The following is a 22,229-nucleotide window of genomic DNA, read 5'->3' as shown; positions in this document are numbered from 1 at the left end:
CGGTTCGGGTGCCCGCCGGCTGGGGCGATCGCCCCGTCGACGGTTGGCTCGAAGCATGCCAGCTCTCCGCCGTCCTCGTGCCGTCCTCGTCTCCGCCGGACTCGGCGTCGTCGCCGCCGCGACCGCCGTCGCCCTCGCGGCCTGCTCCGTCGGCGGGCCCGGCCGCGTCGCCACCGTCGGCGAGGTCGAGTTCGACACGCCGCTGCCCGTGCCGCCCCTCGCCGAGTCGACCGTCGACGCCGGCGGCACTCGCGTGTTCTCGCTCGAGCCGCAGGCCGGATCGACCGAGTTCGCGCCCGGCGTCGCGAGCGAGACCTGGGGCTTCAACGCGGCGTACCTCGGCCCGACGCTCGTCGCCGAACGCGGCGAGCGCGTGCGCGTCGACGTCGTCAACTCGCTCGACGAGGCGACGACCGTGCACTGGCACGGCATGCACCTGCCCGCCGAGATGGACGGCGGGCCGCACCAGATGGTGGAGCCGGGCGGCACGTGGTCGCCCGAGTGGAGCGTGGACCAGCAGGCGGCGACCCTCTGGTATCACCCGCACCCGCACGGCGAGACCGAGCAGCACGTCGCGCGCGGGCTCGCCGGCATGTTCATCGTCCGCGACGAGGCCGAGGCGGCGCTGCCGTTGCCCCGCGAGTACGGCGTCGACGACCTGCCGGTGATCGTGCAGGACGCCGCCTTCACCGAGGAGGGCCGGCTCGAGGCCGCGCCGCAAGGCTTCGCCGGTCGCCTCGGCGACGAGCTGCTCGTGAACGGCGCCCGCGGCGCGTACGCCGAGGTGGGCGACGAACTCGTCCGCCTGCGGCTGCTCAACGGCTCGACCGCGCGCAGCTACGCGTTCGGCTGGGACGACGGACGGCCCGTCGAGGTGATCGCGACCGACGGCGGGCTGCTCCCGGCATCCGTCGAGCTCGAGCGCGTCATGCTCTCGCCCGGCGAGCGCGCCGAGGTGGTGATCCGGATGTCGCCCGGCGAGCGACGCACCCTGCAGTCGGTGATGACGCCCGATGCCGCGGGACTGCAGCCGGTCGTCGCCGGCATCAACGGCGCGACCGACGAGTTCGACGTGCTGGAGTTGCGGGCCGCCGACACCCTCGACCCCTCGCCCGACGTGCCCGAGCGGCTCGCGGAGTTGCCGCCCGTCGAGACCGAGATCGCGACCGAGCGCGAGTTCACCCTCGACGGCTTCCAGATCAACGGGCGGCAGATGCAGTCCGACCGCGTCGACGAGACGGTCACCGTGGGCACGGCCGAGCGCTGGACCGTGCGCAACCCGAGCGGCATGCCGCACAGCTTCCACGTGCACGACGTGCAGTTCCGGGTGGCTTCCGTCGACGGGGCGGCGCCCCCGCCCGAGCTCGCCGGATGGAAGGACACGATCTACGTCCGGCCCGAGAGCGAATACGAGCTCGTCCTGCGCTTCGACGACTTCGCCGACCCGGACACGCCGTACATGTACCACTGCCACCTCCTGTGGCACGAGGACATGGGGATGATGGGCCAGTTCGCCGTGGTCGAGCCCGGCCGGCGTGCGACGATGACCGAGGGGACGAACGAACATGACCACCACTGAGACCGCCGCACCGGCCGCCGTTCCGGCCTCGACGCCGCCGACGGATGCCGCGGCACGCCGCCGCGGGTACGGTGCGCGCTGGGCGGCCCTGCCCCGAGAGCTCGGCTACCTGCTGCTCGGCTTCCCGGTCGCCGTCGTGACGTTCACGGTGCTCGTCACCCTGTTCTCCACGGGCCTGAGCCTGATCGTCATCGCCGTCGGCGTGGCGATCGTGCTCGCCGCGCTCTGGACCGCGCGCGCCTTCGGCGCCTTCGAGCTGATGCGTCTGCGCTGGGCCGGGCGGCCTCCGGTGCGCGAGCCGCGCTGGCAGCGGGGACCGGCGGACGAGGGGCCGTGGGCGGGATTCCTCCGGCCGCTCATCGACGGCCACTACTGGCTGTACCTCCTGCACGGCATGGTGGTGTTCCCGGTCGTCGCGCTGTTCAGCTGGATCGTGACCGTCGTGTGGACCTCGATCGCACTTGGCGGGCTCACCTATTGGATCTGGGCGTGGACGCTTCCCCAGCCCGACGGCGCGTTCCAGCCGAGCGAGTGGCTGCTGGACCGCGTCGTGCCCGGCGGCGCCGAGGCCGTCGCGATCGAGCCGATCGTCGCGGAGGGCATCGTGCAGTTCCTCCTCGGAGTGGTGTTCCTGCTGACCCTGCCGTTCATCGCGGGCGGGCTCACCCGGATGCACGAGGCCATCGACCGCGGCATGCTCGGCGCATGGCGGTCCGAGGCGCTCGAACGCCAGGTCGCGCAGTTGTCGGCGTCGCGCGGCGCCGCGGTGCAGGCCGAGGATGCGGCACTCCGCCGGCTCGAGCGCGACATCCACGACGGTCCGCAGCAGCGACTGGTGCGCCTGCAGATGGACCTCGCGGCCATCGAGCGCAAGCTCGACGCCGATCCCGAGGCCGCGCGGGCACTCCTCGGCGAGGCCCGCGAGCAGGCGCGCGACACGCTCGACGAGTTGCGCGCCCTCTCGCGCGGCTTCGCGCCGCCGCTGCTCCAGGATCGCGGGCTCCCGAGCGCCCTGGAGTCGCTCGCGGCCCGGAGCCCCGTCCCCGTGACGCTCGAGCTCGACGCCGCGGATGCCGCGTTGCCTGCCGCGATCGAGCGCAACGCCTACTTCATCGCCGCGGAGCTGCTCACGAACGCGGTGAAGCACGCCTCGGCGAGCGCCATCCGCCTGCGGCTGTCGGCCCGCGATGCGGGCGCGGGCGGACATTGGCTCGACCTGTGGGTCACCGACAACGGCCGCGGGGGAGCGACGGCGGTCGCGGGCCACGGGCTCGCCGGACTCGACGAGCGCGTGCGCGGACTGGGCGGGCTGCTCATCGTGGACAGCCCGGCCGGTGGGCCCACGGTCATCGGGGCGCACTTCCCGTTCGTGCCGGAGCCCTCCGTCGAGGCGACCACGACATCTGCCCCGCCGATCGCGCGGCCCGCTGGCTAGGGTGGGAGCGTGACCGACCAGGGTGCCGCCCCCGTGCGCGTCGTCCTCGCCGAGGACTCGATGCTGCTCCGCGAGGGGCTCGTGCGGCTCTTCGAGGAGGCGGGGTTCGAGACCGTCGGCGCGTACGGCGACGCGGAGGCCCTGCTGGGCGACCTCGACCGGGCCGCACCGGACGTCGCGGTGCTCGACGTGCGCATGCCGCCCACGTTCCGCGACGAGGGCGTGCGCGCGGCGATCGAGCTGCGTCGAAGGTCGCCGGGGCTCGGCGTGCTGCTGCTCAGCCAGTACGTCGAGGGCACCTACGCGCACGAGCTGCTCGCCTCGGCGGAGGGGGGCATGGGCTACCTGCTGAAGGACCGCGTCGCGTCGCTCGAGGACCTGCAGGATGCCGTGCTCCGGGTGCGCGACGGCGGCACCGTGCTCGATCCGCAGGTCGTCCGGGAGCTGCTGGCCCGCCGCGGCGACCCGCTCGCCTCCCTCACGCCCCGCGAGCGGGAGGTGCTCGAGCTCATGGCCGAGGGGCGGACGAACGCGGGGATCGCGTCGCAGTTGTTCATCGGCGTCGGCGCCGTGGAGAAGAACGTGACGTCGATCTTCCAGAAGCTCGGCCTCGAGGACTCGGGCACCGACCACCGCCGCGTGCTCGCCGTGCTGGCCTGGATGCGGCGCTGACGCTCAGCAGGGCGGTGTGCGCCGGAGCGGGGAGTGCCGGTGGAGCGCCTGGCGGTACATGCGGTACCCCCACGTGAGCCAGCCGACGACCGTGAGGATCGCGACGAGAACCCCGACGACGACCGCCACGACGATCGCGCCGCCCAGCGCGATCGTGATCGCGCCGGTGAGCAGGCCGAGCACGGCCGCCTCGACCACGGTGATGATCATCATCGAGCTCGCGAAGATCTGGCTCCGCCGCGCGCCGTACGCGTAGTAGGTCCGCTCGGCGCCCGCCTGGTCGTCGTTCGGCGAGGACACCAGGTACGGCTCGAGCCCGGGATCGAGGTCGAGGTACGCGCCACGCAGGCGGTTCATGGCCATGACGTACATGAGGTCGTCCGTGGCCGTGTTGAAGGCCCGCAGCTGCGTGATGTAGCCGAGCAGCCCGAGCAGCAGCAGCACGCCGATCGCCGCGACCCCGAACCATCCGCGGAACTGCGTCGCGTTGCCGAGGAGGCCGAGCGCGAGCAGACCCGCCGAGACCAGGGTGAGGAAGATCGCGATGCGGGTGAGCACCTCGCTCTGCGTCGTCGAGCGCGACGCGAGGAGGCTCCAGTGCTCGGTCGCGAGCATCTGCGCCCGCAGCGACTTCTGCGCGTCCGTGAGCGCGCCGCCATCCGCCTCGCCGTCGGATGCCGGCGGAGACGGGTCGGGCCCGGGCGCAGCCGCCATACCGGCATTCTGCACCCGGGCCCGGATCCGCGCACCTTGTGCCGCGGCGAGCGCTGCGGCTACTTGACGCTCGTGTGCGCGGCGAGGAACCAGCGATCCTTGTCGAGGCCCTGCCGGATGGCGATCGCCACGTCCTGGCTCGCCGGGTCGAGCTCCTCGAGTCCCTCGATCGCGGCGTTGACCTTCTCGGTCGCCACGTCGATCTGCGCGACGACGTCGGCGATGGTCTCGTCGGACTGCTGGAAGCCGGCCTTCGGATTGACCGCGTCGGTCTCCTTCGCGATCGTCGCGAGGCGCGCGTCGATCGGCAGACCGAGCGCGACGATCCGCTCGGCAGCGAGGTCGGCCCACTCGACGGCATGCTCGACGACCGTGTCGAGGAACTCGTGCACCTCGAGGAAGTCGCGCCCGCGCACGTTCCAGTGCGCCTGCTTGCCGTTGATGGCGAGGGCCGTGAGCTCGTGCACGACCGGCGTGAAGAACTGCGACACGCCCGAGGCGACCTCGGGGTCGGCGCCGGCCTTGGTCGCGGCGGACTTCTTCGGTGCCGTCTTGGAGTCGGTCATGTGGTCCCCTTCCACTCGATGTCGTACGAGGGCAACGCTACGCCGAGGGGCGACGGATGGCACAGCGCACGCCGCGGATTCGCAGGGGGTTGACGACGGTTCGACCGCTCGCACGTCTGGGTGCGGGCGAGCGCATCGGCGCCGTCACGGGACGGACCGTCGGCGGGTCAGGCCGCGACCGGATCGGGGGCGGCTGCGGTCGAGCGCGTCGACGTGGCGAACAGGCCGCACAGCGCCAGCAGCGCGACGACCGCGGCCCCTCGCCAGAACGCGGACGCGACCCACGTCGCGTAGGCGGCCGCACCCGACGCGAGCGCGAACGCGAGTCCCGCCACGCTCGATGACGCGCGGACCCGGAAGTGGACGAGGGTGCCCGCGAGCGCCATCCCGGCACCGCTCGCGACGGCGAGCGTCCCCGCGACGAGGGGTGCTTCCGGCACGGCGAGGAGCGACACGCCGAACGCGAGCTGCAGCATCCCGCCGAGCCAGCCGAGATCGGCGACGATCCGCGTCCGCTCCGACCGGCGTGCGGCCATGGTGCACCCCCTCGACGCCGCGTTGCGCTGCTGAGCACAGCGTAACCCCGAGGCAGGACGAGAGACGGCCGACTGCGCCATCCGTGGGTTCAGACTGTTCACGATGACGTGCGACATCACATGGAGGGGATGACGGGAATCGAACCCGCACCATCAGTTTGGAAGACTGAGGCTCTACCATTGAGCTACATCCCCGAGCGCCCGCTCGCGGGCACCCGATCATCGTAGTACACGCGAGAGGCGCCCCAAGATCACCGGAGCGCGGCGAACGTTTGCAGCGCGGAGCGGGCGAGCCGGAGCTGACGCTCGTACGTCGCCGCGACCGCGATGAGCGCCGCGCCGGCGATCCCGAGCCAGAGCCACCACCACTCGGCCTCGTAGAGCCGGCTGACCCACGGCCAGAGTTGCGCGATCGCGTGCACCAGGAGCACGCCGCCGCCGACCGCGAACGGCGCCTGCAGGCGGAGCACGACCCCGACGACGACCGCGACCGCCGAGACGACGCCGAGCGTGACGAGGCGCCAGACCTCGGGGTCGGCCCAGTCGGCGAGGAGCGCCGGGAGGAGCAGGACGGCCAGACCGGGTCCGAGCGTCGGCCAGCTCCCGGCCTCGCGGGAGCGACGGAGTCGGATCGCGCCGGCGGCGATCAGGACCGAGCCGATGACGCCGGTGAACAGGTCGACCGGGTCGATCACGCCGATGGAGTCGACGACGCCGAGCGGCAGCGCCAGGCCGGCGGTGACCACCATGAGCGTGAGGGACGTCACGCCCAGGGCGGCGCCGTTGACCGGGCGGGAGGCGACGGCCACCGATGCCACGTGCAACGCGCCGAGGACCAGCATGACCGCCGCCGCCCGGGCGGTCGCCTGCTCGTCGTTCGCGATCGCGAGGACGGTGGGGACGGCGGCGGTGCCGACCGATGCCGCGAGGAGCGTCTCGGGGAGCCAGGTGAGTCCGGTGTGGCGCAGAAGGACGGTGAACGCCGACACGACCCCGACGAGCAGGGCGAGGACCGGCCAGAACTCGACGATGAGCTCGCTCGATTCGCCGAGCGCCACGGCGCCCGCGCGCACGACCGCGGCCAGGGTCGCTGCGGTCCACCCGGTGAGCAGTACCAGGAGCCGCAGCGGGAGGCCGCGGACGTGGTCCGGGAGGAATGCGGACGCGAGCACCGCGACGCTGCCGGCGGCGACGAGAACCAGCGTGCGCAGTTCGGAACCGCCGGCCATGGCCACGCTCGGCAGCACGGCGACCGCGAGCGCGGTGGCGAACACCAGCGTGCGTCCCGACTCGATCGTCGCGGCGGCCGGGCGCCGCCACAGCAGGAGGATTCCGACGGTCGCCAGCACGATGGCGAGCGGCAGGGTGTAGGCCTCGACGTCGGTCACCTCGCCTGCGCCGAACCAGCTCCAGACGCTGCCGACGGCGAGCGCCGGAGTTCCCCATGCGAGGTGCCGGGTCGGATCGGACCCGGCGAGCGGGTCGCCGTACTGCGCGGCCAGGAGCAGCGGAACGGGCGCCGCGAGCAGCAGCACGAGCCAGGTCGCGTCGGGGCTCGCAGGCGGAACGAGCCCGATCGCGGCGACGACGAGCACGAGCACTCCCGCGGACGTGGTCCACGCCACGCGGAGCATCGGGCGCGACGCCACGGCGAGCAGCCCGATCACTGCGGCGGCGAGGACGCCGACGGCGGACCCGACGGCGACGGTCGTCGCATCGCGGGCCTCCGCGGCGACTCCGGCGCCGGCGAACGCGGCGGCGAGCGGCGTGACCGCGGCGAAGGCGACGGGCAGGGCGGGCAGCGCGGCGCGCACCCATGCGACGCCGACCACGGCGAGGGCCAGCGCGGGCGCCCAGCCCGCCGGCGTCGCGTCGACGGCGGGGCCGGGCACGCCGCTGAAGACCGCGGCCCCGAGCGCGGCGGCGAGGGCGGAGGTGGCGATCGTCGCCGCGGCGAGGAGGGGGACGCCGGCGGCGGACCGGTCCGCGTCGGGCCAGCCGCCGAGGAGTCGCAGCACCGCGAGCGCCGCGACGGCCGTGACGGCCACGGTGAACGCGGGCGCCGACCAGGGCGCCGCGAGGCCGGGACCGGTCGCGTCGGCCCAGGAGGGGAGTGCCGCTGCGGCCGCGACGAGGAGGACTGCGACGGCGGCGACGTGGAGCGTGCCGACCCACCGGCCCCCGGCGACCCCCCAGACGGCGCGCGCGAGCACGCGACCCGCGATGGCGAGCGCGATCACCGCCGCGACGACCCACGGCCAGAGCGAGGTGCTCGAATGCGCGACCCACCACGCGGACGCCGCCGACGGCATGCCGGCCGACGCGAGCACGGCGATCGTCCCCGGCACGCGATGGAGCGACAACACCGTGGCGAGCCCCAGCGCAGACCCGGCGACCCCGAGGAGCACGATGACCGAGACGAGCGACGTGGGCGCCACCGCCGCGGCGGCGATCGCCGTCGCCGCGAGGAGCGCGATGGGGACGGCTCCGGCCCGGCGCAGACGGCCGAACAGCGCGGCCGCCGCGGCCGAGGCCGCCGCTGCGACGAGCAGGGCCAGGATGACGGCGCGTCGAAGGTCCGACGCGACGACGCCGCGGGTCTCGCCGGCGTCCATGGACCAGGTCGGCCACCCGCTGCCCGACAGGTCGACGGCGGCCCGGACGGCCACGCCGATCGCCGGAAGGAGGGCGACCCCGGCGACGACCGCTGCAGCGATGAACGCGGCCCTGGCGTCTCGCGCGAATCGGCGACCGTATCGGCTCGCGACGGCCAGCACCACGACGACGGCCGCGGCGCAGCTCGGCGCGATCAGGACGGCGTCCGCCCAGTCGAGCTCGGCGAAGGAGCCGAGCGCCGGGGCGATGGAGGCCGTCGCCCCCGCACCCACGGCGGAGACCACGGCCCCCGGCCCGTCGGACGGCGAGCCGGACGACCGCAGGGAGACCGACGAGGCCGCCCACGCGACGGCGACTGCGAGGAATGCCCACGTCGCACTCCAGGGAAGCCCGGGAAGCGACCACGCGGCGGCGAAGGTGGCAGCGGTCGTGCCGGCGAACCCGGTGGCGAGCGTGACGAGCCGTTCGTCGCGCAGCGGCACGAAAGCGGCGGCCGTGCCGACGAGCGAGGCGGCGAGGCCGCCGAGCCAGATGCCGGTGGCCGGCTCGGCGGCGGGCGCGACGGAGAACGCGAGCAGGAATGCCGCGATCGGCGCGGCGAGCGCCGCGGCGAAGCCGGGCACCCGGACGCCGCTCACCGCGCGTGCGCCCGCCATGAGGAGCGCGACGAGCGCGAGGGCGCCGCCCCAGTAGCCGGCCTCGTCGAGCCGGTCGGTGCCGAACAGCCCGTTGGCCCGCACGATCCACACGTCGAGCACGATGAGCACGACGCCGACCGCCGCCACGCCCTCCGCGGTGCCGGACAGACCCCGGACACGGAGGAGCCAGGCGAGCGCGAGCACGGCCGCGCTGGCCCCGCCGATGATCAGCGAACGCACCTCCAGCGTCGCGATGAGGTACGCGACGAGCAGGAACACGATCGCGGCCACCGACAGCAGCACGACGCCGAGCGCGAGGAGGAAGATCTGCACGCCGGAGCGCCGGGGCGCGTGGGGTGAGGGCTCCACCGCCCCGCCCGGGGACAGCGGGCCGCCGTGGTCCGCCGGGCTCGGCGGGAGGTCGGGCGGCGACGGCGGAGGGACGGGCGCGGACGCGGCGCCCGCACCCGGCGCGGGCAGGGGCGGAGGCTCCAGGTCGTCGGCGACGGCCGACGACGCGAGCAGCCCGGCCTGCGGGATCGCCGCTGCGCCCCAGGGGTCGGCCGCGGCGGCCTGCCGGGCTCGCAGCCCGGTGATGAGCTGCTGACGCTCGGCTTCGGCGTCGCGCACGCGCGCGCCGGCGGCGAGCAGCTCGGTCGCGCCGGGAAGGTCGAGTCGCAGGCCGCATTCGTCGCACTGCGAGCGCAGGAGGGGAGCGAAGCAGGCGGGACACCGGGTCGTGTCCACGAGGAGTGCGGGGTCGCTGGGCCAGCGGCGCAGGTCGGACGTCGCAGGCCGCATCCGGTCGGTCATGCGCTCACTCTGGCACGGCGACGACGCGCCGGACGTCCGGGTGTGCACCGAGTCGCCCTCCACAGCCAGCGACGGGAGGAGTCGGCGTCAGGGCGGCACACGGGTCGTGCAGTAGACTTTCCGGGGTCCATCCCCACCTCGTCGTGCTCCGGCATGCCGACGTGGGCGGACGACGAGTCAAGCCGACGGCTCGGGGCGTAGCTCAGCTTGGCTAGAGCGCCCGCTTTGGGAGCGGGAGGTCGCAGGTTCGAATCCTGTCGCCCCGACGAGTCGCCTCGGCTCGACACGAACTTCCACCAAACAGGAGAATCTTCCCCATGCCGACCACTTCGGTTGAGAAGCTGAGCCCCACGCGCGCCAAGCTCACCATCTCGGTGACGCCCGAGGAGCTGAAGCCCAGCATCGCCCACGCCTATGAGCACATCGCCGAGCAGATCGCCGTGCCCGGCTTCCGCAAGGGCAAGGTGCCGCCGCCCATCATCGACCAGCGGGTCGGCAAGGCCGCCGTGCTCGAGCACGCGGTCAACGAGGGCCTCGACGGCTTCTACCGCGCCGCGGTGAACGAGCACGAGCTGCGCCCGCTCGGCCGTCCCTCGGCCGACATCGTGGAGTGGCCGAACGAGAAGGACTTCTCGGGCGACCTGCTCCTCGCCATCGAGGTCGACGTCCGTCCCGAGATCGAGCTTCCCGCCTACGACGGCCTCGAGCTGACCGTCGACTCGGTCGAGGTCGGCGACGACGAGGTCAGCGAGGAGCTCGAGCGCCTGCGCAGCCGCTTCGGCACGCTCATCACCGTCGACCGTCCGGCGAAGACCGGTGACTTCGTGACCCTCGACCTCGTCGCGGTCATCGACGGCACCGAGGTCGACACCGCGAGCGGGGTCTCCTACGAACTCGGCTCGGGCGAGCTGCTCGAGGGCATCGACGAGGCGCTCGACTCGCTCACGGCCGGCGAGACCACGACCTTCGAGTCCAAGCTCCTGGGCGGCGAGCACCAGGGCGAGACCGCCGAGATCACCGTGACCGTCTCCGCCGTCAAGGAGCGCGAGCTCCCGGAGGCCGACGACGACTTCGCGCAGATCGCGAGCGAGTTCGACACGCTCGACGAGCTCACCGCGAGCCTCAAGGAGCAGGTGGCGAAGAACAAGTCCTTCGGCCAGGGCAGCCAGGCCCGCGACCTCCTCGTCGACCGGCTCCTCGAGCTCGTCGACGTCCCCGTCGCCGACAGCGTCATCGAGGACGAGGTGCACCGCCACCTCGAGTCCGAGGGCCGCCTCGAAGACGACGAGCACCGCGCCGAGGTCACCGAGTCCAGCACGAAGGCCTTCAAGACCCAGATCGTCCTCGACGCGATCGCCGAGAAGGAGAAGGTCCAGGTCAGCCAGGAGGAGCTCACGCAGTACCTCGTCCAGGGCGCCGCGCAGTACGGCATGGACCCGAACGAGTTCGTGCAGATCCTCAGCCAGAACGGCCAGATTCCGGCCATGGTCGGCGAGGTCGCGCGCAACAAGGCGCTCGCGATCGCGCTCGGCAAGGCCACGGTGAAGGATGCCGCGGGCAACCCGGTCGACCTCGCCGAGTTCACCGCCGTGGCGGACGAGGCCGAGGGCGACACGGCCGACGAGACCGCGCCCGCCGAGGAGGCCCCCGCCGAGGAGGCGAAGCCCGCTCGGAAGCGCTCGACCAAGAAGGCCGCCGCGGCCGAGGAGGCGCCCGCCGAGGACGCCCCCGCCGAGGCGGAGAAGCCCGCGCGCAAGCGCACCGCGAAGAAGGCCGACGCCGAGTAGTCGGCGACGACCCGAGCGACCACGCGACGGGGCCGGGCCCTCGTGCCCGGCCCCGTCCGTCGTCTCCGGGCGGCCGAGGAGGAACCGTGGACGACTGGCAGCACCTCATCGACGCCGTGTGGGACGCGGCATCCGAGCTGGGCGACGAGGGCGTGATCGAGCAGATCGACGCGCTCGTCGCCGAGCTCCCGCCCGACGACCCGCGCGGGCCGTTCGAGGCCGCGGGCGCCCGCGACTCGGCAGGCCGCGAGGACGAGGCCGAGCCGCGATACCGGCGCGCCCTCGAGCTCGGCCTGTCCGGCCGGGCGCGCGTCGAGGCGCACATCCAGCTCGCCTCGACGGTCCGCACCCTCGGGCGACCGGGCGAGGCCCTCCAGCTGCTCGAGGCCGTGCGTGCCGACGCCGGCGACCTCGCCGACGCGGTCGAGGCGTTCCGGGCGCTCGCGCTCGCCTCCTCCGGTCGAGCGGATGCCGCGGCATCCGTCGCCCTCGTGGCGCTCGCGCCGCATCTGACGCAGTACCGCCGCGCGGTCGAGGCCTACGCGCGGGAACTCGACGTCCTGGCCCCGGACGGCGGCACGGCGCTCGCCTGATGCGGGGTCCCACGCCGCGGCATCCGCCGACGGCGAACAGCCCGGTTCGCGCGTGTTGCACCGGATAGATTCGACACAACGCACGAACGAAACGGAGCGAAATCCATGGCCGAACCGACACTGCAGCCCAGTGTGTTCGATCGACTGCTGAAGGACCGCATCATCTGGCTCGGCTCGGAGGTGCGCGACGACAACGCGAACGAGATCGCCGCGAAGCTGCTGCTCCTCGCCGCAGAAGACCCCAAGAAGGACATCTACCTCTACATCAACTCGCCCGGCGGGTCGATCACGGCGGGCATGGCCATCTACGACACGATGCAGTTCGTCCCGAACGACATCGTGACGGTCGGCATCGGCATGGCGGCTTCGATGGGGCAGCTCCTGCTCACCGCGGGAACCAAGGGCAAGCGGTACATCACGCCCAACGCGCGCGTGCTGCTCCACCAGCCGCACGGCGGCTTCGGCGGCACGGCGAGCGACATCCAGACCCAGGCGCAGCTCATCCTCGACATGAAGAAGCGCCTGGCGGAGATCACCGCCGCGCAGACCGGCAAGTCGGTCGAGCAGATCAACCGCGACGGCGACCGCGACCGCTGGTTCAACGCGCAGGAGGCCCTCGACTACGGCTTCGTCGACCACATCCGCGAGTCCGCGCTCGACGTCTCGGGCGGCGGCGGCACGCAGCCCGGCTTCGAGGACACCCAGGCCTGAGGAAGAGAGAACAGCGAATGAACATCCCCGCTTTCGGCGGCACCGCGTTCAGCGGCGTCCAGGCCCCCGGCTCGCGCTACATCCTGCCGAGCTTCGAGGAGCGCACCGCCTACGGCTACAAGCGCCAGGACCCGTACGCCAAGCTCTTCGAGGACCGCATCATCTTCCTCGGCGTGCAGGTCGACGACGCCTCGGCCGACGACATCATGGCGCAGCTGCTCGTGCTCGAGTCGATGGACCCGGACCGCGACATCATGATGTACATCAACTCGCCCGGCGGCTCGTTCACCGCGATGACGGCGATCTACGACACGATGCAGTACATCCGTCCGCAGATCCAGACGGTCGTGCTCGGCCAGGCCGCCTCGGCGGCGGCGGTGATCGCGGCGGCGGGCACGCCCGGCCGGCGCCTCGCGCTGCCGAACGCGCGCGTGCTGATCCACCAGCCGGCGATGGGCGAGGCCGGTCACGGCCAGGCGTCCGACATCGAGATCCAGGCGGCCGAGATCCTGCGCATGCGCACGTGGCTCGAGGAGACGCTCTCGAAGCACTCCAACCGGACGATGGAGCAGGTCAACGCCGACATCGACCGCGACAAGATCCTGTCGGCCGCCGAGGCGCAGGAGTACGGCCTGATCGACCAGGTGCTCACGTCGCGCAAGACGCTGCCGGCGCTCGCGCGCTGATCGACGACGTCCGAGGGGCGGGTGCGGATGACGCATCCGCCCCTCGTTCGTCGCGTTTCCGCCAAACCGTGGCGGATCGGCCCCGCCCGGCCCACCTCGGGCTAGGCTCGGAGCCAGACGCGTTTCGAGGAGGGAACGATGGCACGGATCGGGGAGAGTGCTGACCTGCTGAAGTGCTCCTTCTGCGGAAAGAGCCAGAAGCAGGTGCAGCAGTTGATCGCCGGTCCCGGCGTGTACATCTGCGACGAGTGCGTCGAGCTCTGCAACGAGATCATCGAGGAGCGGCTCGCCGAGGCCGGCGAGGCGGAGTCTGGCGAATTCGACCTGCCGAAGCCGAAGGAGATCTTCGGCTTCCTCGAGGAGTACGTGATCGGCCAGGAGGCGGCGAAGCGCGCACTGGCCGTCGCCGTCTACAACCACTACAAGCGTGTCCGGGCGAAGGCGTCGATCGCGTCGGCCGACCGCGCCCACGACGACGTCGAGATCGCCAAGTCGAACATCCTGTTGATCGGCCCGACGGGCTGCGGCAAGACCTACCTGGCGCAGACCCTGGCCAAGCAGCTCAACGTGCCCTTCGCCGTGGCCGATGCCACCGCGCTCACCGAAGCGGGATACGTCGGCGAAGACGTCGAGAACATCCTGCTCAAGCTCATCCAGGCCGCCGACTACGACGTCAAGCGGGCCGAGACGGGCATCATCTACATCGACGAGGTCGACAAGATCGCGCGCAAGGCCGAGAACCCCTCGATCACGCGCGACGTGTCGGGCGAGGGCGTGCAGCAGGCGCTCCTGAAGATCCTCGAGGGCACGGTCGCCTCGGTGCCGCCGCAGGGCGGCCGCAAGCACCCGCACCAGGAGTTCATCCAGATCGACACGACCAACGTGCTGTTCATCGTCGCGGGCGCGTTCGCCGGACTCGAGGACATCATCTCGTCACGGGCCGGGAAGCGCGGCATCGGGTTCGGTGCCCCGCTCCACTCGAAGCAGGACGAGGCGGAGCTCTTCAGCGAGGTCCTCCCGGAGGACCTGCACAAGTTCGGCCTGATCCCCGAGTTCATCGGCCGGCTCCCCGTCGTGGCGACCGTCACGCCCCTCGACCGCACGGCCCTGATGGAGATCCTCACCGAGCCCAAGAACGCCCTGGTGCGGCAGTACCAGCGCATGTTCGAGCTCGACGGCGTGCAGCTCGAGTTCGAGCACGCCGCACTCGAGTCGATCGCCGACCTGGCGGTGCTCCGGCAGACCGGGGCCCGCGGCCTCCGCGCCATCATGGAAGAAGTCCTCGGCCCGATCATGTTCGAGGTGCCCTCGACGACGGGCGTGGCCCGGGTGGTCGTCACGAAGGAGACGGTCATCGACAACGCCGCGCCGACGATCGTGCCGTCCAAGCCGCGTCGCGCCGAGAAGTCCGCGTAGCCCGCGGGGCTGCCCGCACGGCTGCGCCCGGGTCCGGCTCCGGCCAGACGGGACTGGTCGCTGCGGCACCGCGCGGTTCAGTCGAAGACTCGAAGCACGTGCCAGTGCCGGCCGTCGTTGCCGACATCGAACACGTGCGTCTCGCCGTCGTCGGTGCTGGCCTGGAATCGCCAGCCGCTGATCGCCAGGGGAGGCCGGCCCGGGGACACGTCGTGGCCGTCGAACGGATGCCACCAGTCGGCCGGTCCGACGAGGGGAGTGGGGGTGTCGCTCACCCGGTACCGGCGAGCGCGCCACACCAGGCGCTCGGGCGCACCGGTCGCGCCCGTCCAGACCTCCGCCGGTTCGACCGTGCGCCGCATCTCGACCTCCGCAGCATGATTCGAAACTGTGTTCGAATCCTACCAGCGTCCGGGCACGCTGGACAGGGCCGCCCCGGGCCTGGGGTGCCGGCTCGGGTCAGGCTAGGTCGTCGTCGGTGCGTGCCCCGAAGACGATCTCGTCCCAGCTGGGCATCGCGGCGCGGCCCTTCTTGGCCCGCGTCGTCCCCGACGCCTTCCCGCCCCACAATGCGCGCGCGGCAGCGCCGGCACGGCTCTCCTCGGCGTGCGCATCGTCCGCTTCCGCCGTGGGCGGCTCGGGGGTGAGCGCGCCGGGCGTCGCGGTCGGCTCGGCCTGGACACCGGGAGCGGCGGCGGGCGCGAACGGCGCGGGCTGCGGCATCCGCTCGCTCGCACCGGACACCGACTCGCGTTCACCGCGGCGTCGCCGGAGCGCCTCGAGCAGGTCGGCGGTCTCGCCGGTCGGCGGTGCCGGCTCGTCGGCGCGCTTGATCGCCGCGCGGGCGACTGCGGCGCTCGACGCCGGCGCGGCCGCACGAGGTGCGATCAACTCGGGCTGCGGCGCGGTGTCGTCGTCGGCCGTGTCGGAGGCCTCGAACGTGAAGGCCCCGCTGTCGAACCGCGACGACTCGTCATCGGGCGACACCGCCCGCAGTCGGGGGATCATGCCGCCGCGGACCTCGCCCTGCTTGGACAGCGTCGCGGCATCCGCGTTCTGCGGGTGCAGCGCCTGCTTCCGGGGCTCGAACGACCAGCGGGCGTCGTGGTCGATGCCGTCGGCCGTGAACTCGAGCTTGACCATCCAGCCGAGCTCCTCGTCCTTCCAGCTCGCCCACCGCTCGCCGTGCGCGCCGAGGCCCGCCAGGCGTTCGCGCACCACGCTGCCGAAGGACGCGGGCTCGTCGCCGTCGGCGTCGCCGGGGCCGTGCATGGGCACCGCGAGGGCGGAGGTCACGATGTGCTCGCGCTCGGCGATCACCGGCCCCTCGAACCTTCGGATGAACTCGACGGACGCGCCGGTCAGCTCCGACACCTCTTCAGCCGAGAGTCCCGACCGGATGTGCGCCTGGACCTCGCGCGGGGAGAGCCTCGGCCCCGCGTGGGTCTCGGGGATCGCGTGGCGGATGCGCGACTGGAGCACCTCGTCGATCTCGATCCGGAATCGCGCCCCGTCTTCGGAGGCTGCGACGAGGGCGCCGTCTTCGACACCGATCACCTTCAGTTCCTGCATCGCGAGAGCCTTTCCGTGCCTTCGTCTCCGCCCAAGGATGCCACGGCTCGCCCCGGCGCCCGGGAATACGGCGGGCGCGCCGCGAGTTGTGCATTCAACCGGAACGAACGGCTCCGGAATGGTTTGCTAACGCCATTGATTTGATGCAGACTATGGCGGCCGAACCCTCGGCACCGGAAAAAAGGATGGGAATGGCAACGGACTACGACGCGCCGCGGAAGACCGAAGACGACTCCGAGTCGATCGAGGCCCTCAAGGAGCGCGTGCCCGACAAGATGTCGAGCGCCGTCGACGTCGAGGACGCCGACAACCCCGGCAGCTTCGACCTCGCGGGCGCCGACCTGTCCGACGTCGAGCTCGACGTCGTCGTGCTGCCCCCGCAGGCCGACGAGTTCACGTGCGTGAACTGCTTCCTGGTGAAGCACCGCTCCCAGATGGACCACGAGACCAAGCTCGGGCCCATCTGCCAGGAGTGCGCCGCCTAGGCCCGCTCCTCATCGACCACCGGCCGCCGCGATCCGTTGATCGCGGCGGCCAGTTCATTCGGATGCCGCGTCGACAGCAGCCAGTACGGCGCCGGGTCGGCGGCATCCGTGATCGGCACCCGTACGACATCGCGGATCCAGCCGCGGATCACCAGGAACGCGCGTGCGTCGAGGCCCGTCCCGCGTTCGACGCGGGCGTCCTCGCCTGCCGCCGCGGCCGCGATGCCGACGTCGTCGAGCGGGACCCGGGCGCGACCCGCGCGCAGCACGCCGCCGGCGACCTCGATCACCGGCGCGGTGAGCGTCAGCGACCCGGCGACGGCCGCGTACATGAGGACGCCGGTGACGACGCCCGCCGGAACCGAGACCGGGGCGAGGACGAGGATGCTCGCGGGGATGAGCAGCAGGCTGATGAGGTAGATCCAGGGGGTCGGCCACAGGCGTTCGCGGTACTCGGGCATGGATCTATCAGACCAGACTTCTGCACTACCCTCGTACGGTGACCGATTCCGTCGATGTGCTGATCACGGCCGACCGCGTGCCCGGCTACGCCCACCCCGGTGACGCCGGAGCCGACCTCCATGCCGCCGAGGCGGTGGTCCTCGAGCCCGGCCGGCGCGCGACGGTCGGGACGGGCGTGGCGATCGCGCTGCCCGACGGCTACGTCGCCTTCGTGGTGCCCCGCTCGGGGCTCGCCTTCAAGCACGGCATCACCATCGTCAACGCCCCGGGGACCGTCGACGCGGGCTACCGCGGCGAGATCAAGGTCGCACTGTTGAACACCGACGCCCGCGAGGCGTACCGCATCGAGCCCGGCGATCGGATCGCGCAGCTCGTGGTCATGCCCGTCAGCCGGGCGCGGTTCGTGGAGGTCGAGAAGCTGCCCGGAAGCCTCCGCGGCGAGGGAGGATTCGGGTCCACCGGATTCGGGGCGAACCAGTCAGGAGCACACGCGTGAGCGACATCGAGAACATCGACGACTTCCCCGTCGACCAGCCCAAGTCGGCACCCGCCGACCGGTCCGCCAACGGACCGCTCGACGAGTCGGAGGCCAACCCGGTCCGTCCGTACGTCGACCTGGGCGGCGTGAAGGTGCTGCCCCGCGAGGGACTCCACCTGCGCCTCGAGGTCGAGGAGGGCACGAAGCGCGTCGTCGCGGTCGGCCTCGACTACGCCAACTCCACGCTGCAGGTGCAGCCGTTCGCCGCGCCCCGCTCGAGCGGGCTCTGGCATGAGATCCGGGCCCAGATCGCCGACCAGATCGCGCGCCAGGGCGGCACGACCACGGTCCGCGAGGGCTCGTTCGGACCCGAGCTGCTCGCGCAGATCCCGGTGACCACGGCCGACGGCCAGGCCGGACAGGTCCGGCTCGCGCGCTTCATCGGGGTCGACGGCCCGCGCTGGTTCCTCCGCGGCGTGATCGCGGGCGAGGCGGCGGCCGACCCCACCGCGGCCGCGAAGGTCGAGGACCTGTTCCGCTCGATCGTCGTGGTCCGCGGCGACACTCCGATGCCGCCGCGCGACCTGATCCCGCTGCGCATGCCCGCGCCGTCCTCGGGCGGTCCCGCCGCGTGACGTCGCACGAACCCGACGCGGAGCCCAGCGCGGACGACGTCGCCCGTCGGGAGGCCGAGGGCGTCCCGACGACGCCCGGTGACCACTCGGGCGAGACGTCCGACGAGTTCGCCCGCCAGCTGGCGGCGGCGGCCGAGCGATCCGGCCTCGGGCGGATCGCGCGCGACGAGACGCTGACGCCGGCCGACCTCATCGGCGCGCTCGGCGGGGTCCGGGGCCTCGCCGAGGCGATCCTGCCGGGCCTTGTGTTCCTCGTGACGTACACCTTCGCTCGCGAGCTCGTGTGGGCGCTCGTCGCGTCGCTCGGCCTCGCCGTGGTCTTCACGGTCGCGCGGCTCGCCACCCGCAGCCAGCCGACCCAGGCGATCGCGGGCCTCATCGGCGTCGCGGCATCCGCCGCCCTGGCACTGTGGACCGGTCGCGCCGAGGACAACTACCTCATCGGGTTCTACACGAACGCCGCCTACGCGATCGCGATCCTCATCTCGCTGCTCGTGCGCTGGCCGCTCGTCGGCCTGATCGTCGGCTTCCTGATGGGCGACGGCACGGCGTGGCGCGAACAGCGCCGCAAGTACCGGGCGATGCAGCTGCTGACGCTCGTGTGGCTCGGCATGTTCGTCGCGCGCCTCGTGGTGCAGCTCCCGTTCTACTTCGCCGGCAACGTCGAGGCGCTCGGGGCCACCCGCCTGCTCATGGGCGTGCCGCTCTACGCGCTGCTCCTCGTCTTCTCGTGGCTCGTCGTGCGTGTCGTCTACCCGGCACGCGGCACCTCCGGCGAGTGATAGAGTTATCTCGATATCAAGATAATTTCCGGATGCCGGAGTGAGCCTGTCGGCAGGCGGGGCGCTGCACTAGCCTTGCTCGGGACGGGCAACGGATCACGACGAGCACCGTCATGCGCCGCCGCGCGGGCGGCATCCGCGAAGGAGAGGACACCGTGTCTGCAGTGAACAGTTTCGGGGCGAAGGACACGCTCCAGGTCGGCGACCAGTCGTACGAGATCTACCGGATCGACACGGTCCCCGGTCACGAGAAGCTCCCCTTCAGCCTGAAGGTCCTCCTCGAGAACCTGCTCCGCACCGAGGACGGCGCGAACGTCACCAAGGAGCAGATCGAGGCGCTCGGCTCCTGGGTTCCCACGGCCGAGCCCGACACCGAGATCCAGTTCACGCCGGCCCGCGTGGTGATGCAGGACTTCACCGGCGTGCCCTGCATCGTCGACCTCGCGACCATGCGCGAGGCCGTGGTCGCCCTCGGCGGCGACCCCAACAAGATCAACCCGCTCTCGCCGGCCGAGATGGTCATCGACCACTCCGTCATCGCCGACCTGTTCGGCAGCGAGAACGCGCTCGAGCGCAACGTCGAGATCGAGTACGAGCGCAACGGCGAGCGCTACCAGTTCCTCCGCTGGGGCCAGACCGCGTTCGACGACTTCAAGGTCGTCCCCCCGGGCACGGGCATCGTGCACCAGGTCAACATCGAGCACCTCGCGAAGGTCATCTACCACCGCGACGTGGACGGCGTCACGCGCGCCTACCCCGACACGTGCGTCGGCACCGACTCGCACACGACGATGGTCAACGGCCTCGGCGTGCTCGGCTGGGGCGTCGGCGGCATCGAGGCCGAGGCGGCCATGCTCGGCCAGCCCGTCTCGATGCTCATCCCCAAGGTGGTCGGCTTCAAGCTCTCGGGCGAGATCCCCACCGGCGTGACCGCCACCGACGTCGTGCTCACGATCACCGACATGCTGCGCAAGCACGGCGTGGTCGGCAAGTTCGTCGAGTTCTACGGCTCGGGCGTGGCATCCGTGCCGCTCGCCAACCGCGCGACCATCGGCAACATGAGCCCCGAGTTCGGCTCGACCGCCGCGATGTTCCCGATCGACGAGGTCACCGTCGACTACCTGCGCCTCACCGGTCGCAGCGACGAGCAGCTCGCCCTCGTCGAGGCCTACGCCAAGGAGCAGAAGCTCTGGCACGACCCCGACACCGAGCCCGTGTTCTCCGAGTACCTCGAGCTCGACCTCGCGACGGTCGTCCCCTCGATCGCCGGCCCGAAGCGCCCGCAGGACCGCATCGTCCTCTCGTCCGCCAAGTCGCAGTTCGAGCTTGACCTGACCAACTACGCCGACGTCGAGCACGACCTCGTCGACCTCGAGGTCGCCGAGTCCTTCCCGGCCTCCGACCCGCCCAGCAACACGCCCGAGGACGAGCACAACCACCACGTGCACACCCACCGCTCGCACGCCCCGAAGACGGCCTCGAAGCCGACCCCGGTGCAGACCCCGGACGGCGCGAGCTACACGCTCGACCACGGCGCCGTCACGATCGCGGCGATCACCTCGTGCACCAACACCTCCAACCCCTCGGTCATGCTCGCCGCGGGCCTGCTCGCCCGCAACGCGGTGAAGAAGGGACTGAAGGCCAAGCCGTGGGTGAAGACCACGCTCGCCCCGGGCTCGAAGGTCGTCACCGAGTACTACGAGAAGGCCGGGCTCACGCAGGACCTCGAGGACCTCGGGTTCTACACCGTCGGCTACGGCTGCACGACCTGCATCGGCAACTCCGGGCCCCTCATCGAGGAGGTCTCGGCCGCGGTGCAGCAGAACGACCTCGCCGTCACCGCGGTGCTCTCGGGCAACCGCAACTTCGAGGGCCGCATCAACCCCGACGTGAAGATGAACTACCTCGCGAGCCCGCCGCTCGTGATCGCGTACTCGCTCGCCGGGTCGATGAACTTCGACTTCGAGACCGACCCGCTCGGGCAGGACTCGGACGGCAACGACGTCTACCTGAAGGACATCTGGCCCGACGCGGCCGAGGTCCAGAAGACCATCGACGAGTCGATCAACGAGGAGATGTTCACCCGGCAGTACGCGAGCGTCTTCGAGGGCGACGAGCGGTGGCGCAACCTGCCGACGCCGACCGGCGCCACCTTCGAGTGGGACGCCGAGTCGACCTACGTGCGCAAGCCCCCGTACTTCGACGGCATGACGCTCGAGACGACGCCCGTCACCGACATCGCGAACGCCCGGGTGCTGGCGAGGCTCGGCGACTCGGTCACGACCGACCACATCTCGCCGGCCGGCTCGATCAAGGCCGACAGCCCCGCGGGCCGCTACCTCACCGAGCACGGCGTCGACCGCAAGGACTTCAACTCCTACGGCTCGCGCCGCGGCAACCACGAGGTCATGATCCGCGGCACGTTCGCCAACATCCGCCTGAGGAACCAGCTCCTCGACGGGGTCGAGGGCGGCTACACGCGCGACTTCACGCAGGCCGACGCACCCCAGTCGTTCATCTACGACGCGTCGATGAACTACCAGGCGCAGGGCACGCCGCTCGTGATCTTCGGCGGCAAGGAATACGGTTCCGGCTCCAGCCGCGACTGGGCGGCCAAGGGCACGAGCCTGCTCGGGGTGAAGGCCGTCATCACCGAGAGCTTCGAGCGCATCCACCGCTCGAACCTCATCGGCATGGGCGTCGTGCCGCTGCAGTTCCCGGCGGGGGAGTCGGCCGACTCCCTCGGGCTCGACGGCACCGAGGTGGTCTCCATCACGGGGCTCGAGCAGCTGAACGAGGGCGTCACGCCCAAGACGGTCCACGTCGTGGCCGAGCCGAGCGAGCACTCGCCCGCCGGCAAGCAGACGGTGGAGTTCGACGCCGTCGTCCGCATCGACACGCCCGGCGAGGCCGACTACTACCGCAACGGCGGCATCCTGCAGTACGTGCTGCGCAGCCTGGTCTGACGCACGGAACGACGAGGGCGGCGAGCACGGCTCGCCGCCCTCGTTCTCTGCCCGGGCTCCCAGACAGCCCGGCGTAGACTTCTACGA

20 protein-coding genes and 2 tRNA genes are annotated in these 22,229 nt (G+C 72.0%); 14 read left to right on the top strand and 8 right to left on the bottom strand.

Annotation, left to right across the window (positions count from 1 at the left end; genetic code table 11):
* The first annotated feature begins 55 nt into the window (after positions 1-55).
* The 3 genes from WBQ80_RS02560 to WBQ80_RS02550 are packed head-to-tail and all read left to right on the top strand — an operon-like array spanning position 56 to position 3,686.
* The gene (locus WBQ80_RS02560) at positions 56-1,579 is read left to right on the top strand and encodes a multicopper oxidase family protein (protein ID WP_336570937.1); all 1,524 of its coding nucleotides are present in this window, start codon (positions 56-58) and stop codon (positions 1,577-1,579) included.
* Complete coding sequence (locus tag WBQ80_RS02555; RefSeq protein WP_336570936.1) at positions 1,566-3,014, top strand: sensor histidine kinase; 1,449 nt, start codon at positions 1,566-1,568, stop codon at positions 3,012-3,014. The genes WBQ80_RS02560 and WBQ80_RS02555 overlap by 14 nt, the downstream gene beginning before the upstream one ends.
* 9 nt (positions 3,015-3,023) lie before the next feature.
* Entirely contained in the window at positions 3,024-3,686 is a 663-nt protein-coding gene (locus tag WBQ80_RS02550; RefSeq protein ID WP_336570935.1) for a response regulator transcription factor, read from the top strand.
* A gap of 3 nt (positions 3,687-3,689) precedes the next feature.
* On the opposite strand, the gene WBQ80_RS02545 is transcribed toward WBQ80_RS02550, so the two are convergent.
* The 5 genes from WBQ80_RS02545 to WBQ80_RS02525 all read right to left on the bottom strand — a co-directional run bounded on the left by WBQ80_RS02545 (position 3,690) and on the right by WBQ80_RS02525 (position 9,569).
* On the bottom strand, positions 3,690-4,400 hold the full coding sequence (locus WBQ80_RS02545) for a hypothetical protein (protein ID WP_336570934.1): 711 nt from the start codon (positions 4,398-4,400) through the stop codon (positions 3,690-3,692).
* Positions 4,401-4,459: 59 nt separating this feature from the next.
* Positions 4,460-4,966 (bottom strand): Dps family protein, encoded by a 507-nt coding sequence (locus WBQ80_RS02540; RefSeq protein ID WP_336570933.1) that lies wholly within the window; start codon positions 4,964-4,966, stop codon positions 4,460-4,462.
* Positions 4,967-5,133: 167 nt separating this feature from the next.
* Entirely contained in the window at positions 5,134-5,502 is a 369-nt protein-coding gene (locus WBQ80_RS02535; protein ID WP_336570932.1) for a hypothetical protein, read from the bottom strand.
* Positions 5,503-5,623: 121 nt separating this feature from the next.
* Positions 5,624-5,697 (bottom strand) — tRNA-Gly (locus tag WBQ80_RS02530).
* 56 nt (positions 5,698-5,753) lie between these two features.
* On the bottom strand, positions 5,754-9,569 hold the full coding sequence (locus WBQ80_RS02525; RefSeq protein WP_336570931.1) for an SCO7613 C-terminal domain-containing membrane protein: 3,816 nt from the start codon (positions 9,567-9,569) through the stop codon (positions 5,754-5,756).
* Between the two features lie 191 nt (positions 9,570-9,760).
* Between WBQ80_RS02525 and WBQ80_RS02520 the strand changes: the two genes are divergently transcribed.
* The 6 genes from WBQ80_RS02520 to clpX all read left to right on the top strand — a co-directional run bounded on the left by WBQ80_RS02520 (position 9,761) and on the right by clpX (position 14,762).
* Positions 9,761-9,835: transfer RNA gene (locus tag WBQ80_RS02520), tRNA-Pro, on the top strand.
* 51 nt (positions 9,836-9,886) lie between these two features.
* Positions 9,887-11,356 (top strand): trigger factor, encoded by a 1,470-nt coding sequence (tig, locus tag WBQ80_RS02515; protein WP_336570930.1) that lies wholly within the window; start codon positions 9,887-9,889, stop codon positions 11,354-11,356.
* A gap of 86 nt (positions 11,357-11,442) precedes the next feature.
* Positions 11,443-11,949 (top strand): tetratricopeptide repeat protein, encoded by a 507-nt coding sequence (locus tag WBQ80_RS02510; RefSeq protein ID WP_336570929.1) that lies wholly within the window; start codon positions 11,443-11,445, stop codon positions 11,947-11,949.
* 105 nt (positions 11,950-12,054) lie between these two features.
* The gene (locus WBQ80_RS02505) at positions 12,055-12,660 is read left to right on the top strand and encodes an ATP-dependent Clp protease proteolytic subunit (RefSeq protein WP_336570928.1); all 606 of its coding nucleotides are present in this window, start codon (positions 12,055-12,057) and stop codon (positions 12,658-12,660) included.
* 17 nt (positions 12,661-12,677) lie between these two features.
* Complete coding sequence (locus tag WBQ80_RS02500; protein ID WP_067947168.1) at positions 12,678-13,346, top strand: ATP-dependent Clp protease proteolytic subunit; 669 nt, start codon at positions 12,678-12,680, stop codon at positions 13,344-13,346.
* 138 nt (positions 13,347-13,484) lie between these two features.
* A complete protein-coding gene (gene clpX / locus WBQ80_RS02495) occupies positions 13,485-14,762 on the top strand; it encodes an ATP-dependent Clp protease ATP-binding subunit ClpX (protein ID WP_336570927.1) in 1,278 nt (425 codons plus the stop codon).
* A gap of 77 nt (positions 14,763-14,839) precedes the next feature.
* On the opposite strand, the gene WBQ80_RS02490 is transcribed toward clpX, so the two are convergent.
* Both WBQ80_RS02490 and sepH read right to left on the bottom strand, forming a co-directional pair.
* On the bottom strand, positions 14,840-15,124 hold the full coding sequence (locus tag WBQ80_RS02490; protein ID WP_336570926.1) for a hypothetical protein: 285 nt from the start codon (positions 15,122-15,124) through the stop codon (positions 14,840-14,842).
* Positions 15,125-15,221: 97 nt separating this feature from the next.
* A complete protein-coding gene (gene sepH / locus WBQ80_RS02485; protein WP_336570925.1) occupies positions 15,222-16,334 on the bottom strand; it encodes a septation protein SepH in 1,113 nt (370 codons plus the stop codon).
* A 191-nt stretch (positions 16,335-16,525) separates the two neighbouring features.
* Here sepH and WBQ80_RS02480 point away from each other — a divergent pair, with 191 nt between their 5' ends.
* A complete protein-coding gene (locus WBQ80_RS02480; RefSeq protein ID WP_067947173.1) occupies positions 16,526-16,819 on the top strand; it encodes a DUF4193 domain-containing protein in 294 nt (97 codons plus the stop codon).
* Here WBQ80_RS02480 and WBQ80_RS02475 read toward each other — a convergent pair.
* Positions 16,816-17,280 carry a DUF3093 domain-containing protein gene (locus tag WBQ80_RS02475; protein WP_336570924.1) on the bottom strand — a complete coding sequence of 155 codons (465 nt, stop codon included), beginning with the start codon at positions 17,278-17,280 and terminating at the stop codon, positions 16,816-16,818. The genes WBQ80_RS02480 and WBQ80_RS02475 overlap by 4 nt on opposite strands.
* A 38-nt stretch (positions 17,281-17,318) precedes the next feature.
* Between WBQ80_RS02475 and dut the strand changes: the two genes are divergently transcribed.
* The 4 genes from dut (at position 17,319) to acnA (ending at position 22,142) form a co-directional block, all read left to right on the top strand.
* The gene (gene dut, locus WBQ80_RS02470; protein ID WP_336570923.1) at positions 17,319-17,777 is read left to right on the top strand and encodes a dUTP diphosphatase; all 459 of its coding nucleotides are present in this window, start codon (positions 17,319-17,321) and stop codon (positions 17,775-17,777) included.
* A complete protein-coding gene (locus tag WBQ80_RS02465) occupies positions 17,774-18,394 on the top strand; it encodes a DUF3710 domain-containing protein (protein WP_336570922.1) in 621 nt (206 codons plus the stop codon). The genes dut and WBQ80_RS02465 overlap by 4 nt, the downstream gene beginning before the upstream one ends.
* Positions 18,391-19,176 carry a DUF3159 domain-containing protein gene (locus WBQ80_RS02460; RefSeq protein ID WP_336570921.1) on the top strand — a complete coding sequence of 262 codons (786 nt, stop codon included), beginning with the start codon at positions 18,391-18,393 and terminating at the stop codon, positions 19,174-19,176. The genes WBQ80_RS02465 and WBQ80_RS02460 overlap by 4 nt, the downstream gene beginning before the upstream one ends.
* A 155-nt stretch (positions 19,177-19,331) precedes the next feature.
* The gene (gene acnA, locus WBQ80_RS02455; protein WP_336570920.1) at positions 19,332-22,142 is read left to right on the top strand and encodes an aconitate hydratase AcnA; all 2,811 of its coding nucleotides are present in this window, start codon (positions 19,332-19,334) and stop codon (positions 22,140-22,142) included.
* Positions 22,143-22,229 lie beyond the last annotated feature (87 nt).

The organism is Agromyces sp. CCNWLW213, assembly GCF_037199545.1.
Classification (GTDB): Bacteria; Actinomycetota; Actinomycetes; order Actinomycetales; family Microbacteriaceae; genus Agromyces.
The sequence above is the reverse complement of the archived record's forward strand: the minus strand, read 5'-3'. Positions and strand labels throughout refer to the sequence as shown.

Excerpts from the sequence above, each read along its gene's own strand:
- WBQ80_RS02560 (WP_336570937.1), top strand. The coding sequence starts at position 56 with ATGCCAGCTCTCCGCCGTCCTCGTGCCGTCCTCGTCTCCGCCGGACTC.
- WBQ80_RS02525 (WP_336570931.1), bottom strand. The coding sequence starts at position 9,569 with ATGACCGACCGGATGCGGCCTGCGACGTCCGACCTGCGCCGCTGGCCC.
- WBQ80_RS02500 (WP_067947168.1), top strand. The coding sequence starts at position 12,678 with ATGAACATCCCCGCTTTCGGCGGCACCGCGTTCAGCGGCGTCCAGGCC.
- clpX (WP_336570927.1), top strand. The coding sequence starts at position 13,485 with ATGGCACGGATCGGGGAGAGTGCTGACCTGCTGAAGTGCTCCTTCTGC.
- WBQ80_RS02535 (WP_336570932.1), bottom strand. The coding sequence starts at position 5,502 with ATGGCCGCACGCCGGTCGGAGCGGACGCGGATCGTCGCCGATCTCGGC.
- WBQ80_RS02505 (WP_336570928.1), top strand. The coding sequence starts at position 12,055 with ATGGCCGAACCGACACTGCAGCCCAGTGTGTTCGATCGACTGCTGAAG.
- WBQ80_RS02475 (WP_336570924.1), bottom strand. The coding sequence starts at position 17,280 with ATGCCCGAGTACCGCGAACGCCTGTGGCCGACCCCCTGGATCTACCTC.
- WBQ80_RS02555 (WP_336570936.1), top strand. The coding sequence starts at position 1,566 with ATGACCACCACTGAGACCGCCGCACCGGCCGCCGTTCCGGCCTCGACG.
- WBQ80_RS02540 (WP_336570933.1), bottom strand. The coding sequence starts at position 4,966 with ATGACCGACTCCAAGACGGCACCGAAGAAGTCCGCCGCGACCAAGGCC.
- WBQ80_RS02490 (WP_336570926.1), bottom strand. The coding sequence starts at position 15,124 with ATGCGGCGCACGGTCGAACCGGCGGAGGTCTGGACGGGCGCGACCGGT.
- WBQ80_RS02545 (WP_336570934.1), bottom strand. The coding sequence starts at position 4,400 with ATGGCGGCTGCGCCCGGGCCCGACCCGTCTCCGCCGGCATCCGACGGC.
- sepH (WP_336570925.1), bottom strand. The coding sequence starts at position 16,334 with ATGCAGGAACTGAAGGTGATCGGTGTCGAAGACGGCGCCCTCGTCGCA.
- WBQ80_RS02480 (WP_067947173.1), top strand. The coding sequence starts at position 16,526 with ATGGCAACGGACTACGACGCGCCGCGGAAGACCGAAGACGACTCCGAG.
- tig (WP_336570930.1), top strand. The coding sequence starts at position 9,887 with ATGCCGACCACTTCGGTTGAGAAGCTGAGCCCCACGCGCGCCAAGCTC.